The 13,768-nt window shown below is 67.3% G+C and carries 17 protein-coding genes; 10 read left to right on the top strand and 7 right to left on the bottom strand.

Going from position 1 to position 13,768, the window contains the following annotated elements:
* Positions 1-100 precede the first annotated feature (100 nt).
* Both C5B85_RS09730 and C5B85_RS09725 read left to right on the top strand, forming a co-directional pair.
* The gene (locus C5B85_RS09730) at positions 101-454 is read left to right on the top strand and encodes an ATP-dependent DNA ligase (protein WP_104285841.1); all 354 of its coding nucleotides are present in this window, start codon (positions 101-103) and stop codon (positions 452-454) included.
* An 86-nt stretch (positions 455-540) separates the two neighbouring features.
* Positions 541-948, top strand: coding sequence for an ATP-dependent DNA ligase (locus C5B85_RS09725; RefSeq protein ID WP_104285840.1), 408 nt, complete (start codon positions 541-543; stop codon positions 946-948).
* Here the strand turns inward: C5B85_RS09725 and C5B85_RS09720 are convergent.
* Positions 930-1,187 carry a hypothetical protein gene (locus C5B85_RS09720; RefSeq protein WP_104285839.1) on the bottom strand — a complete coding sequence of 86 codons (258 nt, stop codon included), beginning with the start codon at positions 1,185-1,187 and terminating at the stop codon, positions 930-932. The two genes, C5B85_RS09725 and C5B85_RS09720, sit on opposite strands and share 19 nt — an antisense overlap.
* 172 nt (positions 1,188-1,359) lie before the next feature.
* Here C5B85_RS09720 and C5B85_RS09715 point away from each other — a divergent pair, with 172 nt between their 5' ends.
* The 5 genes from C5B85_RS09715 (at position 1,360) to C5B85_RS09695 (ending at position 5,109) form a co-directional block, all read left to right on the top strand.
* On the top strand, positions 1,360-2,067 hold the full coding sequence (locus C5B85_RS09715; protein WP_181064374.1) for a GAF and ANTAR domain-containing protein: 708 nt from the start codon (positions 1,360-1,362) through the stop codon (positions 2,065-2,067).
* Entirely contained in the window at positions 2,064-2,777 is a 714-nt protein-coding gene (locus C5B85_RS09710; RefSeq protein ID WP_258070704.1) for a GAF and ANTAR domain-containing protein, read from the top strand. Before C5B85_RS09715 ends, C5B85_RS09710 begins: the two co-directional genes overlap by 4 nt.
* A 177-nt stretch (positions 2,778-2,954) precedes the next feature.
* Positions 2,955-3,224, top strand: a complete 270-nt coding sequence (locus C5B85_RS09705) for a hypothetical protein (protein WP_104285837.1) — start codon at positions 2,955-2,957, stop codon at positions 3,222-3,224.
* A gap of 71 nt (positions 3,225-3,295) precedes the next feature.
* Positions 3,296-4,693, top strand: a complete 1,398-nt coding sequence (locus tag C5B85_RS09700) for a cytochrome P450 (RefSeq protein WP_104285836.1) — start codon at positions 3,296-3,298, stop codon at positions 4,691-4,693.
* Positions 4,694-4,818: 125 nt separating this feature from the next.
* On the top strand, positions 4,819-5,109 hold the full coding sequence (locus tag C5B85_RS09695) for a hypothetical protein (RefSeq protein ID WP_104285835.1): 291 nt from the start codon (positions 4,819-4,821) through the stop codon (positions 5,107-5,109).
* 21 nt (positions 5,110-5,130) lie between these two features.
* On the opposite strand, the gene C5B85_RS09690 is transcribed toward C5B85_RS09695, so the two are convergent.
* A complete protein-coding gene (locus C5B85_RS09690) occupies positions 5,131-5,472 on the bottom strand; it encodes an ATP-dependent DNA ligase (RefSeq protein ID WP_104285834.1) in 342 nt (113 codons plus the stop codon).
* Between the two features lie 68 nt (positions 5,473-5,540).
* Here C5B85_RS09690 and C5B85_RS19560 point away from each other — a divergent pair, with 68 nt between their 5' ends.
* Positions 5,541-5,663 carry a hypothetical protein gene (locus C5B85_RS19560; RefSeq protein ID WP_258070703.1) on the top strand — a complete coding sequence of 41 codons (123 nt, stop codon included), beginning with the start codon at positions 5,541-5,543 and terminating at the stop codon, positions 5,661-5,663.
* A 50-nt stretch (positions 5,664-5,713) separates the two neighbouring features.
* On the opposite strand, the gene C5B85_RS09685 is transcribed toward C5B85_RS19560, so the two are convergent.
* Positions 5,714-6,601 carry an SDR family oxidoreductase gene (locus C5B85_RS09685; protein ID WP_104285833.1) on the bottom strand — a complete coding sequence of 296 codons (888 nt, stop codon included), beginning with the start codon at positions 6,599-6,601 and terminating at the stop codon, positions 5,714-5,716.
* 171 nt (positions 6,602-6,772) lie between these two features.
* Between C5B85_RS09685 and C5B85_RS09680 the strand changes: the two genes are divergently transcribed.
* Together C5B85_RS09680 and C5B85_RS09675 are read left to right on the top strand one after the other, a co-directional pair.
* Positions 6,773-7,765, top strand: a complete 993-nt coding sequence (locus C5B85_RS09680; protein ID WP_104285832.1) for a cation transporter — start codon at positions 6,773-6,775, stop codon at positions 7,763-7,765.
* A 109-nt stretch (positions 7,766-7,874) separates the two neighbouring features.
* Positions 7,875-10,253 (top strand): glycoside hydrolase family 65 protein, encoded by a 2,379-nt coding sequence (locus C5B85_RS09675; RefSeq protein ID WP_258070702.1) that lies wholly within the window; start codon positions 7,875-7,877, stop codon positions 10,251-10,253.
* On the opposite strand, the gene C5B85_RS09670 is transcribed toward C5B85_RS09675, so the two are convergent.
* The 4 genes from C5B85_RS09670 to C5B85_RS09655 form a co-directional block, all read right to left on the bottom strand.
* Positions 10,254-11,309 carry an ankyrin repeat domain-containing protein gene (locus C5B85_RS09670; RefSeq protein WP_104285830.1) on the bottom strand — a complete coding sequence of 352 codons (1,056 nt, stop codon included), beginning with the start codon at positions 11,307-11,309 and terminating at the stop codon, positions 10,254-10,256. It abuts the gene before it with no gap.
* A 153-nt stretch (positions 11,310-11,462) separates the two neighbouring features.
* Positions 11,463-12,530, bottom strand: a complete 1,068-nt coding sequence (locus C5B85_RS09665; protein ID WP_104285829.1) for a hypothetical protein — start codon at positions 12,528-12,530, stop codon at positions 11,463-11,465.
* Positions 12,484-13,128, bottom strand: a complete 645-nt coding sequence (locus tag C5B85_RS09660) for an RNA polymerase sigma factor (RefSeq protein WP_219819395.1) — start codon at positions 13,126-13,128, stop codon at positions 12,484-12,486. Before C5B85_RS09660 ends, C5B85_RS09665 begins: the two co-directional genes overlap by 47 nt.
* Positions 13,129-13,199: 71 nt before the next feature.
* Entirely contained in the window at positions 13,200-13,760 is a 561-nt protein-coding gene (locus C5B85_RS09655; protein ID WP_181064373.1) for a recombinase family protein, read from the bottom strand.
* Positions 13,761-13,768 lie beyond the last annotated feature (8 nt).

Here is a 13,768-nt window from a genome sequence, read left to right as displayed (position 1 = left end):
CTAGCGCGAATCGGAGCCGGAAGGAATCTCCGCGTCGCCGTTCGGCGCACTTCCTAGGCTGGATGCACGTGCCACACGCGCCGACCAGAAAGGCAGCACGATGGGAACTCTCACCTACGCGTCCTTGCGTCTGGAGTTCGAGGATCGACTCCTCCAGCACCTGCAGATCGTGATCATCCAGAAGTTCCGTCGACACGAGGCGTTTCTCATGTCGTGGAAGGAATCCGCAAGCGCAGGTGATGGCAGGGCGGCGATCTGGCTCACACCGCACGTTCCGATCTCCTTCAAGTTCTACGGCAGCAAGGCGCCGTCGGTGAACCGCGACTGGCTCACGTCGCTGGGGCGTTCAGCGGACAGTTCGACCGGTCTGATCGTCACCGGTGAGGACGGTGAGCTCGCGCTGGCCTCGCAGGACACAAGCCACCCTGGAACTGCCCACCACATCCGCCATTAGCACAACCAGTCACAGATCTCTACCCCTCGAATTTTCATCTGAGCCTCGGGACGCTACTAGAAGGCCACGACGATTGGGGGACCGCGATGGGATATCTCTACTACGGGGCGGACGCCCACGCGATCGAGATCGAAGACAGGCCACTGGCGCACCTGCGCGTCGCCATCCTGAGTCTGCTCCGCGCGGGGCGCAGCGTGGCCTTCACCTGCCCGCGCTCGAAGGACCTCGGCGGCGGACGAGAGTCGATCTGGATCACACCGCAGACCGATCTGCGCTTCCGATTCCGCGGAAGCCGTGCACCGAACCTCAACGAGCACTGGGTGCGGGCCATCATCGCGACGAACGACTCAGCCGCGGGGCTGCACCTGGTCCCAGAGTGCACGCAGTCCAACGAACCCGTCCCCTACCAGCCGGCGCCTCGGCAGAGCGCTTCGGCGTCTGAATCGCAGCGCGAGCAGCGGCCATCGCACGAGCGTCAGCTCTCGAAGTCGTAGAACGAGATATCCGCGAACGGTGCGCCGTCATCCTCCTCAGCGGTGGCACCCGGCACCTCGCGCATGCTCACGGACGAAGCGGTGGTGATGAGCTCCCACCGCTCGAGGCGACCACGAGCCGGAAATCGGACAAGGTCGCCGCCCTGCCGAACCGCATCCACGATCACGTGCCGCAAGGTCGGCATCGCGTCATCTTCGACGTAGTGCGCACGGTCGTCTACCGTCACCAGGAATGGCATGTCCACCTCCACCGGGAAAAGCTGTCACCGTCAAGTGAACGCGCTTGCCGGCCAGAAATCTGGGTCTGGCTCACCGCAACTTCATGTGCTAATCGACACGCCGCGGAGAGAAATCTTGACCCCTCCCTCTAGAGTTGTTCCGAGCTTTTCGAGGACTGAGAACGGAACCGACATGGCACGAGACGCTTACGACGCCGCAGTGCAGACGCTGCAGGCGCCGCTCGACTCCGTGGAAGCTGTGGCGGATTCCCTTGTCGACCTGTTCCCCGTCTCGGGAGCAGCCGTCTCCACGATCGGCGAGTTACTCGGCAACCAGACAGTCTCGGCATCGAACGAGATCGCCGCGCGATTGGATGAGCTGCAGTTCGACCTCGGCGAAGGACCCTGCTGGGACACGCTCGCAACCGGGCGCCCCGTGCTCGCCCCGAATCTCCACGAGCTGCCAGAGACCCGCTGGCCGGTGTTCGGTGCAGCCATCCCCCGCGACCAGGTGGGCGCTCTCTTCGCGTTCCCGATGCTGGTTGGCCCGCTGCAGGTCGGGGCCATAGACCTCTACGCCGCCGCCCCGACGAACTTCGAGCCGCTGCAGACGAAACAGGCGAGTCGCCTCGCCACCCTCGTCGCGCGCAACGTGCTCCGCCTGGCGCTCGCCGCATCCCATGACGAACCGCGGCCAGAGAGTAAGCACTCCCGTCGCAAGATCCATCAGGCGACCGGGATGGTGCTCGCGCAGCTCGAGACGACCGCGGACGAGGCGACGCTCGTCATCCAGGGGCACGCCTTCGCGACCGGCCAGCCCATGATGAAGGTCGCCGAGGAGATCCTCGCCGGGCGCCTGGCGTTCCACTCGGGGCCGTCCGGGATCGAGGAGCGGCGATGATTCGGGATGGTCGGGACACGCAGCTGCTCGAGACCTTCGCGGTGCTTGCCGACACGCTCGTCGCGGGTTACGACGTCGTGGACCTGCTGCAGACGCTCGTCGACCGTTGCCAGTCGCTTCTTGAGGTGACGGCCGCTGGCATCCTGCTCGCCGACGAGCACGGCGACCTCGAGCTGGTGGTCTCCACGAGCGAGGCGGCGAGCGTCGTCGAGACGATGCAGATCTCAGCGGACGCGGGCCCCTGCATCCAGAGCTTCACCGAAGGGAGCATCGTCGCCGTCGAGGATATCCGCGAGGCCCCTGACTCGTGGCTCATGTTCAAGGAGAGCGCGCTCGAGCACGGGTACCTCGCCGTACAGGCCGTGCCCCTGAAACTGCGGGACACCACGATCGGCACCCTCAACCTGCTCCGCGCGACGCCCGGCGAGTTTCCCCAGCCAGAGACTGTCGCGGCTCGTGCCCTCGCGGACGTCGCGACGATCGGCATCATCCAGGAGCGCACGATCCGGCACGCCGACGCCGTGCGCCAGCAGCTGCAGAGCGCCCTCAGGAGCCGCGTCGTCATCGAACAGGCCAAGGGCGTCGTCGCCTACCGCCACTCCATCACGCCGGAGCTGGCGTTCGATGTCATTCGCGGGTACGCGCGGGCGAATCGGCTTTCGCTCTCTCAGGTGGCCGCGCAGCTCGTGGCACGTACGCTCAGCATCTGACTCATCCGCCCCTAGCGGTCACACGTTCCCGGGCGTAGTCTTTTCCTGTTGGCCCAGACCTCGCCGACGCGCCCCGAGCTTTCCACCGGGGCCGCACGGTCGCCGCCATCCGTTGAATTCGGACCTTGGCGTCGAGAAACGAGAGGCCTCCGCCGGGAGGCTGAACCGGGGTCAGCCATGTCCATTCTTGTCACCGTCAATCGTGAGCAGTTCGTGCTGCGAGATCCGGATGCGATCACCCGTGTGCGCGCTGAGATCGAGGACGCGGCCCGTTCTGGTGGGCGCATGCTCGTCATTGGCGACGCCGCAGACGGCCCCGAGGTGCTCGTCACCCCGGCGAGCAACGTGCGCATCGACATTCTGCCGATCACGTCATCCGACGACGAACCGCGCGACGAGCGGGACGAGGTCGACGAGGTAACCTTCCTCGACTTCGACGAGTACTGACCGAGGGAGCATTCACGTGACGCGGAGTTCCTCCCCAGCGATCTGCCGGAGCGGTTTGCCACTCTGGACGAATGTCCGACTCAACCGCACTGGCCACCGAAGACCGCGCCGCGAGAGACCACACCACCGGAGACTCCAGTTCCCCGGGCTGGCAGGCTGTCCTAGACGATGACACCCTGTCATTGATGACGAGGGGCTACGGCTTCGGGTCACACATCTGGAGCAGGGCTCGCGCGCAGGCGAGGGCGGTGCCGCTGCGACTCCTCGGCCGGAAAGCCATGCTGGTGCGCGGCAGCGACGCCGTTCGTCTCTTCTATGACGAGGACAGCATCGCGCGCCACGGGGCGATGCCCGCGTTCGTGCAGGAGTCGCTCTTCGGCCACGGTTCCGTGCACAGCCTCGACGGCCCCGAGCACCGGCATCGGAAGGCGTCGTTCCTGCGCGTGGCCTACGACGACGACCGCGTCGAGGAGCTGGTCCCCCACCTCGAGCGCGAGTGGCGAGCGCAGGTGGAGGCCTGGGTCGGCGGCAACGGCGCTTCGGCCTACGACGCCGCGGTGGCCGCGTTCGGTCGGGCATCGATGACCTGGGCGGGATTGCCAGGCACGGCGGCCGCGAAATCGCGGTGGGCGGTGCGTCTCGCCCAGATCGTCGACGGATTCGGTGTCCCATACTCTCCCGAGTTCCTGCTCGCGTTCGGCAATCGGATGTGGTCGGACCGGCACGCTGCACGCCTCGTCGAGGCGGCACGTGCTGGAACGATCCCTGCCCGTGCCGGGACCGCATTGCACGAATGGGCCTGGCACGTCGACGAGCGCGGCGAGCTGCTGTCGCCGCAACTGGCGGGGATCGAGCTGCAGAACAGCATCCGCCCCATGATCGCCGTCGCCCGATTCGTGGCCTTCGCCGCCAAAGAGCTGCACGAGCGACCCGACTGGCAACGACGCATCGGTGAAGAAGCAGCCGCCCGCGGCACCCTGCACGGCGGCCCGCTCGCCACCGCGTTCGCGCAGGAGGTTCGGCGCACCGCTCCCTTCGTGCCAACGCTGCCCGGCTGGGCGCGCCACGACATCGAGTTCGACGGCGCGCGCGTTCCGGCCGGGGGGCGGCTACTCCTGGACATCCTCGGCACGAACACGGACGACAGCTCTTGGGATGAAGCTGGCTCCTTCCTGCCGCAGCGGTTCCTCGGCGTCGACGACTACGAGGCCCTCGAGGAGTTCATCCCGCACGGCGGGGCCGACGTCGCGGACGGGCACCGGTGCCCGGGCGAGAAGCTTGCCATCGCAGGACTCGCGACCGCCATCGCGGCCCTGAGCGACCTCCGCCTGGACATCTCCGGCATTGGCCTGGAGGTGAACCGGAGGCGGTTGCCCACGAAGCCGTCTTCCGGAGGGCTCATCCGCCCAGCTGCCTCCGCGAGCCGAACACGGTCGGAAACGGCCTCGTCCCGCTGTCCCGTGCACTGAGCGGACGTCGGGCCAGCCGCTGGATGTCTCAGCGTGTCGAGCCGCCTGCGATCCCATCCGATCCGGCGCTGGCTCCGAAGAACCAGGCAACGCCCCCGTCGGCGGGGGCCGAAGCGAGGTCACCCATGTCGATAGCGCTCACCGTCAACCAGGATCGATTCGTGCTCCATGACGCCGAGGCCATCTCCCGCCTGCACGGGGATATCCGAGACGCCGTCCGGGCGGGTGGCAACCTCGTCACAGTCGGCAGCCGCCCGGACAGCCCCGAAGTGCTCATCACACCTGCCACGCCAGTTCGCATCGACATCCTCGAGGTCCGCGAGGATGCAGGCCAAGTCGGCCGCCCTGGCGGGGCCCAAGAGCGCGACGGTACCGACTCGGGAGATGTCGTGTTCATCGACTTCGATCAGTACTGATCGGGAGTCAGCTCCCGGCGTTCAGCGCAGGGTGCCCGGATACGGCGCGTCGGTGCCGACGAGCGCGAGCTTGCCCTCTTCATCCGTCACGAGAAGCCCAGTGCTGCTCTCGGCAGACTCGCCGAGCCGCTTGAGCCAGTCGCGGTTGATCTCCGGCACCTTGCCGCCCAGGAACTTGAACTGCATTGACGTGCTCGGGGTCATCCAGATCGCCGAGCGCCCGTCTCCGACCGACGGTGAGTCCTTCCAGGACATCAGGAACGACTCGTTGCGGCTCAGCTTCTGCACGATCACGATCTGCAGGTGCGTCAGGAGACGGTCGTCGAAGTGGATCGACGTGCCGTCGTATACGAGCGTGCCCATGGTGTACTCCTGTCAGTCTGAGGGATGCGCCCAAGAATACGGACCGTCACCGGGAACCCGCAGGACTTGTGCTGGATGCGCTCAGCGTTCAATCGGTCTCGACGCTGCTCGTGCCGTGCGGCACGCAGACAGGCTTCGACTCGCTGGAGAACACCACCAAGGGCCCCGACATGCCGGTCTTCGTGCGCTGACCCATCGCCTCGCCTTCCCGTTCATCGCTCCGCGTCCCTGAGCAGTACACCTAGAACGCGGGCGTGCCTCCGGCGATCGTGATCGTCGCCCCGCTCGTGTAGCTCGACTCCGGGCTGACCAGGTGCACGTACGCTGCGCCCAGCTCGGCGGGCTGTCCAGGCCGCCCGTACGGGGCCTGCTCGCCGAAGTGCGCCACGGTCTCGCCGTCAGATGAGGCCGGCTGCAGTGGCGTCCAGATCGGACCAGGCGCGATCGAGTTGACTCGGATGCCCTTCGGCGCGAGCTGCTGCGCCAGACCGGCGGTGAAGACGCCGATCGCCCCCTTGGTGAGTGCGTAGTCGAGCTTGTCAGGCGACGGCTCTGCGCCCTGGATGGAGCCGGTCGTGACGATCGACGAGCCAGGTTCGAGATGCGGGAGCGCCGCCTGCGTCAGCCAGAACAGCGAGTAGACGTTGGTCTTCATCGTCTGGTCGATGCTCTCGGTGGTCATGGTGGTGATATCGCCGTTGCTCTCCTGGTGGCCTGCGACCATCACAAGCGTGTCGAGTCCGCCGAGCTCCGCGACGGCGCGTTCGACGAGGTCACGGCAGAACTCCTCGTCGCTGATGTCGCCTGGCAGGAGCACGACCTTCCGCCCCTCACCGACGAGCAGGTCGCGCACTTCCTCCGCATCCGCCTGCTCGCTCGGGAGGTAATTCAGGGCGAGGTCTGCCCCTTCTCGACTCAGGGCGATCGCCGCCGCGCGACCGATCCCCGAGTCACCACCCGTGACGATGCCGCGGAACCCCTTCAGGCGGCCGAGGCCGACATAGCTCTCCTCGCCGTGGTCCGGTCTCGGGGTCATCTTCCGCGCCAGGCCAGGGAGCTGCTGCTCCTGCTCGGGGAACGGCGGCTTCGGGTAGAGGTCGAGGGGGTTCTTCTTCTCGTAGAGGCTCATACCCGGGACGCTAATTTCGAGCCGGATGCGCCGACAACCGCTTGACCTCCCAGCTTTCTCCCGCCCTTGCACCGTCAGCGGCCCACGTCAAGGTCTCGCGACCCGTGGGCGCATTCGTGACACTGAATTGGAGTCGACCAATGGGGCGCGCGTGACGGCGAGGAGATTCCGGTGGGGAGCACCAGCCGCACGGACCTGCCACAGGAGCAACGGGAGGCGCTGAGGGCCGCGGTTCGCTGGGAGTGGGCGACCATCGGCTTCACTGCCTGCACCATCACGATCGTCGCGTTCGTCGTGGGCAACTCGCAGGCGATGAAGACGGCCTGGATCGAGGACATGCTCTCCGTCATCCCCCAGTTCGCGTTCCTCGTCGCGCTCATCTTCATCCGGCGCGCGCCCACCCGCATGTTCCCGTTCGGGCTGCATCGGGTGATGGGCGTCGGGCATCTCGTCGCCGGTGTCGCCCTCCTCGCCGTCGGTGGTCACCTCGCGGTGGAGTCCCTCCTTGGGCTGGTGAACGCCGAGCACCCCACCATCGGCAGCGTTCAACTCTTCGGGACCACCATCTGGCAGGGGTGGCTGATGATCGCCGTCATGGCGGTCATCGTCGTCGGACCGCTTGTCTACGGCCGAGCGAAGTCCAGGCTCGCCCCCAAGCTCCACAACAAGCTCCTCGCCGCCGACGCCGACATGGCCAAAGCGGACTGGCAGACGAACGCCGCCTCGATCCTGGGCGTCCTCGGCATTGGCGTGGGGTTTTGGTGGCTCGATGGCGTCGCGGCGCTCTTCATCTCCGTCGGGATCGTCTGGGACGGGATCAAGAACACGCGTTCCTCGGTGCGCGGCCTCATCGACGAGCAGGCGCGCACCCACGACGATCAGGAACCGCATCCGCTCATGGAGCGCGTGATCCTGCACCTCCACGCCCAGAGCTGGGTCGACGAGGTCGGCGTTCGTATGCGCGACCAGGGCCAGGTGTTCCACGTGGAGGCGTTCGTCGTGCCCATCGACCGACGTCCTCCGACCGTGGACGCACTGCAGGACGTCGAACGGGATCTCGCGCGACTCGACTGGAAGATGCAAGACGTGGTGCTGGTTCCGGTCGCCAGCATCCCGGACGAGGCGCAGACGCTGGCGTCTCTCCGAGGGGGCGGCCGGACCTGACGCGGCTGCGCCGCTGCGCGTTCACCACCATGAGATGTCCAAGTGGACGTCGGTACCCTCTCCTCATGTCGAACGACACCCCGGGCATCTCCGACCGCGAGACGCGCGCGTGACCGGCGCGATCCCCTTCGACGTCGCACCGTGGAGCCTCGGCTTCACCGGACTCGACCTCGACGCACCCCAGCTCGCGCATCTCGAGTCGGTGTTCGCGCTCTCCAACGGCCACATCGGTTGGAGGGCGAACTTCGACGAGGGCGACCCGCACGAGGTGCTCGGCACGTATCTGAACGGTGTCTTCGAGGACCACCCGATGCCGTACGCCGAGGACGGCTACGGGTATCCGGACACGGGGCAGAGCGTCGTGAACGTGCAGAACGGCCAGGTGCTGCGCCTGCTCGTCGGCGACGAGCCGCTGGATCTCCGCCAGGGCAGGGTCGTGCGCCACGAGCAACGCCTCGACTTCCGCGCCGGCACGCTGCGGCGCGACCTCGAATGGACGTCGCCGGCGGGACACACCGTGCGGGTCACCACCATCCGCCTCGTCTCGCTCACGCACCGATCCATCGCAGCCGTGCGCTACGAGGTCGAGGGGCTCGGCGAAGGAGTGCACGTGAGCGTGCAGTCCGAGATCGTCGCCAACGAGGACATGCCAGAGGTTCACCCAGACCAGCGGGTCAACGACCAGCTCGACGAACCGTTCGAGGGCCTCGGGCACTTCTCACTGGCAAGCGCGGCCACTCTCGTGCACCGCACCCTGAGGAGTGGCATCAGCATCGCCGTCGCCATGGACAACGTGGTGGCGGGCACCTGCGCTTCGCCGCCGAGCGTCGAGACCGAGACATCCCGCGACCTGGCCCGCACGACCGTGAGCGCGGAGCTGGCCGCCGGGGAGACCCTCGAGATCACGAAGTACGTGGGCCACGAGTTCTCGTCGACGCTCTCGCCGGAGGCCCTGCGCGACCGGGCGGAGGGGGCCGTCGACGACGCGAGACGAGACGGGTGGGAGCGCGTGCTCGCCGACCAGCGCTCGAACCTCGACGAGTTCTGGGCGTGCGCGGACGTGGAGATCAATGGATCGCCGCGACTGCAGCAGGCGACCCGCTTCGCGCTCTTCCACGTGTACCAGTCCGCCGCTCGGCTCGAAGCGCGTTCCGTTCCGGGCAAGGGCCTCACCGGCGCAGGCTACCTGGGGCACACGTTCTGGGACTTCGAGAGCTACGTGCTGCCGCTCCTGACCTCGACGGTGCCGGCCGCAGCTGAGCAGGCGCTCCGCTGGCGCCACTCGACCCTCCAGTACGCCCGCGAGCGCGCGAAGCTCCTGAAGCTCGAGGGGGCCGCGTTCGCGTGGCGCACGATCGACGGCCGGGAGAGCTCCGGCTACTGGCCGGCGAGCACGGCCGCATTCCACGTCAACGCGGACATCGCGGCGGCCATGGTGCACCACATACGCACGACTGGCGATGAGCGCTTCGAGCGGGAGGTCGCCGTCGACGTGCTCGTCGAGACCGCCAGACTCTGGTGCTCGCTCGGACGCTGGGACCCCGACGGGGGGCTGCACTTCGACGGCGTCACCGGACCGGACGAGTACTCCGCGCTTGTCGACGACAACACGTACACGAACCTCATGGCAAGGCTGAACTTGCGCGCCGCGGCGTCCGTCGCGGAACGACACCATGCCGAGGCGGCCGCGCTCGGTGTCGACGACAACGAGATCCAGCGATGGACGCACGCCGCCGACGCCGTCGTCGTGCCCTACGACGAGCACCGCGGCATGCACGCCCACGCGGCCGGATCGACGGACCTCGCGGTCTGGGACTTCGCCGCCACCTCCGCATCCCAGTACCCCCTGCAGGAGCACTTCCCGTACTTCCACCTGTACCGCAAGCAGGTGATCAAGCAGGCCGACCTGGTGCTCGCCCTCTACTTCGCGCACGAGGCATTCAGCTTCGAGGAGAAGCAGCGCGCCTTCGAGTACTCGGAGTCGCTGACGGTGCGCGACTCATCACTGTCCGCCTCTGTGCAGTCGATCCTCGCAGCCGAGGTCGGACACCTGCAGCTCGCGGCCGACTACCTGGCCGAGGCTGCGACCCTCGACCTCGACGACCTCCGCGACAACACCTCGCAGGGGCTGCACATGGCGTCGCTCGCAGGCATCTGGACAGCCGTGACGGCTGGACTCGGCGGCCTGCGGGAAAGCGACAGGGGGCTGCGGTTCGCGCCGCGCCTGCCTGACCAACTAACGCGCATCCGCTTCGGGATGCGCGTGCAGGGGCGCACGCTGCGCGTCGAGATCCGTCCGGACTCCGCCGTCTACAGGCTGAGCGCCGGCGAGCCGCTCCTTATCCGCCACTTCGACGAGGAGCTGGAGCTGCGGGCGGGGGACGCGGTGACCGCATCCACTCCCCCGCTGCCAGACCCAGGCCCCGCCCCCGCGCAGCCGAGGCACCGGGCGCCGAGACCCTTCGCTGTGGCCATGCGGGAGGAGTGACTACCGCCGATACGTCGGCTTCGGCAGCTCGACCCGGTCTGGGTTGCGGAGAACCCACGTCACCGCGAGCTCGGTGAGCGTGTCGATGGCCGGCTCGTCGAAGGCCCCGCCGGCGAGACGCGCGGCCGCCTTGTCGACGCTCGCCAGTTCCGTGTCTTCGAGCGGCGCCCCCGTGCGCACGTGTGCGCGGTACGCCTGCAGCATCTTGTCGAAATCCTTGTCCCAGTTGCCGCCGCCATTGCCGAGGATCTCGTTGCCGACGCGACCGGCGATGCGCACGACCTCGCCCTGCACACTCTCGGCGGCACCGCCCCCTGGCACCAGCATCTTCCACAGCTCGCTGTACTGCGCTTTCCACCCTTCGGTCGTGACCGTGATGGGCTCGCCTGGCTCGAGAACCCTTGGCGGCACCGTCGGTTCCACGCCGAGCAGCTCGAACAGTTCCATGAGCGTTGCGAGGTTCGCTTCTGAGCCGTTGCCCTTCGCGATGAAGCCCTGCAGCTGCGACATGGTCTGCCGCAGGTACTTCGGAGTGTCTCCGGAGACCGTGACACCCCGGTCAACGAGGATGCGCGCCACCTCGAGCGCTTGCGGCGCCTGGTAGTGCTTCATCCTCGTCATGGCGCGGTCGAGCGCGTTGCCCCCGTGTCGCCCGAAGTTGAGGAGGGGGTCGGCTCCTGCCTCGAGGAGCAGTCGCATGCCGTCGACGTTCATGTACTCGGCGGCTGAGGCAAGCGGAGAGGAGTGGCCGCTGATGTTGGGGTCGGCGCCATGCTCGAGGAGGATGGCCACGAGGTCGAGCTTCGCCTCCCACTTCGAGTGGTGTGTGAGCGCGGTATTGCCGAAGCGGTCCGTTGCGTTCCCGTCGGCCCCGCGTTCGAGTAGCCAGCGGATGCCGACGGCATCGAGCCGGTCGCTCATGAGCGCGGACTCCTTGTTGAAGTCGCGACCGAGGGCGGTTGTCTCGACCTTCGCGAAGATCTCCTCCAGCTCAGCAGGCGCAAAGGTCTCGCCCCTTCTGAAATCCTTCGGCAGCGTGATGCGCTTCTTCGGCATGGTCTCCTCTTCCGTGTCGTTGACGGGAGGATAAGCGGGCGGACTGAACGTCACGTCCCACGAAGCCGGAGGCCGTCGACAGCGCCTCGCGGCGCCTCGGCCACGCTTCGGCAAGGTCTCGGCGGTGCACCAGCAGTCCGGCCCGCGTGCGCCCTATTCCCGAGGGGCCTCCGAGACGACCTCGTAGGTGTAGGTCGTGGCGTTGATGCCCCAGCCGAAGCTGCTGCTCGTGTCGGAGATCACTTGGCGGCCGATGGGGAGCGCGGTGTGGGGGTCGAAGATGATCTGTCGCTCGACACCACCATCCTGAAGGGTCACGGCAATGCCCAATCTTCCGTGGATCTCGACGGGTTTGACGGCAGCGTCGACGGCCGGAAGGATGGCGGCGGCTTCCAGCAGTAGCGCCCGGTCTTCAGCGGTGAGGTAGCCCGGCTCCACGAGCCCGCTTACCCTCGAGAACGCCTGTGCTTCGGGCTCCACGTTGTGCTTGTCGATCTCATAGAGCTGGTCGAGTACCTCCCCAGGCTCGTCCGCCCAATCGAAGTCCAGCAACTCGTATCCGTTGCCGACGTCACCGAAAAAGTCACCCCGTTCAGCGCGCTCATACTGGGGAACCGAAGGAAGCTGTCCGCCTTGCTCCTCGATCGCGTCGCGGACTTCCTTGAGCTCGTTCGCACCGGCCTCGGTGTAGGTTTCAACGCTCTCCTCGGACCGCGTGGCGACCCACTCGTCTGCTCTGTCGGCCGGAATGTAGAGCGTCCGCAGGTAGTCGAACGTCCAGGACGGTGATTGCGGGTCACCGGAGACGTGGTGGCTCTCGATCTCCCGGCTGTCGACCCTGAGGTACTGACCCGGGAGCAGCTGCTCGTCGCCCGCCGCACGGATGTTCTCGGCGGCCGTCTCGAGGAGCTCAGGGCCGCTCAGATCCAGCAGTGGCGAGGACACGGGGGACGACGACGATCCGACGACGGGCACGGGCGGCCCGGTCTGGAATGCCGCGGCGAGCACCAAGGCTGCGGCGGCCGCGCCCGATATCGCGAATGTGCCAAGTCCCCAACGGAGACCGACTCGAGCGCTGCGTCCCCTGCTGGCGATGGGCGACTGCTCGGTCTTAGCCTGTGCGGCGCGCTTCAGGAGCGCGTCCCTGCCTGCATCGACCGCCGCCTGGCTCGGCTCAGGCTGATCTCTGCGCACGCGACGCAGAAGCTCGATCTCGTCCATCGTCGGTCTCCAATCCTGTGATGTTCTGCGGTCGTTCTGGGTGCGGCTGCGGCTCGAGTCTCGTTTTCGCCCGTTGCAGCTTCCTTCTGGCCCTGTTGAGTCGGGAACGCACGGTTCCGATTGGAATGCCGAGCGCCGCGGCAACGCCTTCGTAGTCGAGATCGCCCCAGGCGTACAGGAGCAGAGCGTCCCGGTCCCCTTTCGCGAGGGCGTTGACGGCAGTCCGGAGCCTGCGCACCTGGGCGTAGGCGTCAAGCCGCGATTCGGCATCTCGCGTGAAGTCGTGGTCTTCGATGCTCGATGCGGCGTCAGCGGCCGTGAAGTTGCGCCATTCGCGTTCCTCCACTCTCCTGTGCTTCTTCAGGAGCGTTGTCGCGATGCCAAGCAGCCACGCCTGCGGTTCTCCCTTGGTCGGATCGAAGCGGCCCCGCTGCTCGAAGGCGACGAGGAACGTCTCGGACAGCAGGTCGTCGGCGATCTCCTGGTTCGTCCTCCGAGCCGCGTAGCGGTGCACGAGGCGGTGATGCCGGTCGTACAGCTCCGCGAAGGCCGCCGGGTCTGCCCGCGATCTCTCGATGATCTGGCTGTCAGTGCTCACAATAGGTATTGCAGGATCCGGCTAGAAGAGTTCGCGGCAATCTTCGGACCTCGGCGCCACCGTCTGCGAGGTCAGAGTCGCCTGATCGGCATCGTCAGCCCGTGCAGGGCAGGTGGATGCGTGCCTCCGGCCACCTCGGGCAGCTCGTGCCCGCCAGCCCCGGTCATGCTGTCAGGGGTCCTGCGGGGGCGCTCGTCGAGGTCGAACTCCGACGCTCGTCGCTTGCTCAATGCGTCGAGGACTCGTTCGCGCTTGAGCTCCGCCTTCGTCTTGGCGAGCGCGGCCATCACGTTGAACAGCATCGCCCCCGTCGGCGACGACGTGTCCACGTCACGTCCGTCGAGGTCCAGAACGCGAAGTGCGATGCCTTCAGCGCGAAGCTCAGCGGCCAGCGTCAGCAGCTCGCCCGTCGAGCGCGCCTGCCTGTCGAGGGCCGGCACGACGAACGTGTCGCCGGCCTCGAGTGCTTGCAGGGCCGCCTCGAGCGCGGGGAGGAATGCGTTCCCGCCGCTCTCGGGCCGGTCCAGGTAGAGATCTTCTGCGGCCACACCGGCGGCTCGAAGCTCGGCTTCCTGTCGGTCCGAGCTCTCGAGTCTCGTCGAGACTCGGGCGTAGCCGATGAGTCTGGGCACGGTTCTCC

Origin of the sequence: Pseudoclavibacter sp. AY1F1 (assembly GCF_002931075.1) — a bacterium.
Taxonomy (GTDB): Bacteria; Actinomycetota; Actinomycetes; order Actinomycetales; family Microbacteriaceae; genus Pseudoclavibacter.
Note: the sequence above shows the minus strand (reverse complement) of the source record. Positions and strands in the feature narration are given on the sequence as shown.

What these genes read in the sequence shown, in the direction of transcription:
- C5B85_RS09670 (WP_104285830.1), bottom strand. Translation starts at nt 11,309, where the DNA reads ATGCCGAAGAAGCGCATCACGCTGCCGAAGGATTTCAGAAGGGGCGAG.
- C5B85_RS09685 (WP_104285833.1), bottom strand. Translation starts at nt 6,601, where the DNA reads ATGAGCCTCTACGAGAAGAAGAACCCCCTCGACCTCTACCCGAAGCCG.
- C5B85_RS09705 (WP_104285837.1), top strand. Translation starts at nt 2,955, where the DNA reads ATGTCCATTCTTGTCACCGTCAATCGTGAGCAGTTCGTGCTGCGAGAT.
- C5B85_RS09725 (WP_104285840.1), top strand. Translation starts at nt 541, where the DNA reads ATGGGATATCTCTACTACGGGGCGGACGCCCACGCGATCGAGATCGAA.
- C5B85_RS09710 (WP_258070704.1), top strand. Translation starts at nt 2,064, where the DNA reads ATGATTCGGGATGGTCGGGACACGCAGCTGCTCGAGACCTTCGCGGTG.
- C5B85_RS09720 (WP_104285839.1), bottom strand. Translation starts at nt 1,187, where the DNA reads ATGCCATTCCTGGTGACGGTAGACGACCGTGCGCACTACGTCGAAGAT.
- C5B85_RS09665 (WP_104285829.1), bottom strand. Translation starts at nt 12,530, where the DNA reads ATGGACGAGATCGAGCTTCTGCGTCGCGTGCGCAGAGATCAGCCTGAG.
- C5B85_RS09695 (WP_104285835.1), top strand. Translation starts at nt 4,819, where the DNA reads ATGTCGATAGCGCTCACCGTCAACCAGGATCGATTCGTGCTCCATGAC.
- C5B85_RS09690 (WP_104285834.1), bottom strand. Translation starts at nt 5,472, where the DNA reads ATGGGCACGCTCGTATACGACGGCACGTCGATCCACTTCGACGACCGT.
- C5B85_RS09715 (WP_181064374.1), top strand. Translation starts at nt 1,360, where the DNA reads ATGGCACGAGACGCTTACGACGCCGCAGTGCAGACGCTGCAGGCGCCG.
- C5B85_RS09730 (WP_104285841.1), top strand. Translation starts at nt 101, where the DNA reads ATGGGAACTCTCACCTACGCGTCCTTGCGTCTGGAGTTCGAGGATCGA.
- C5B85_RS09700 (WP_104285836.1), top strand. Translation starts at nt 3,296, where the DNA reads ATGTCCGACTCAACCGCACTGGCCACCGAAGACCGCGCCGCGAGAGAC.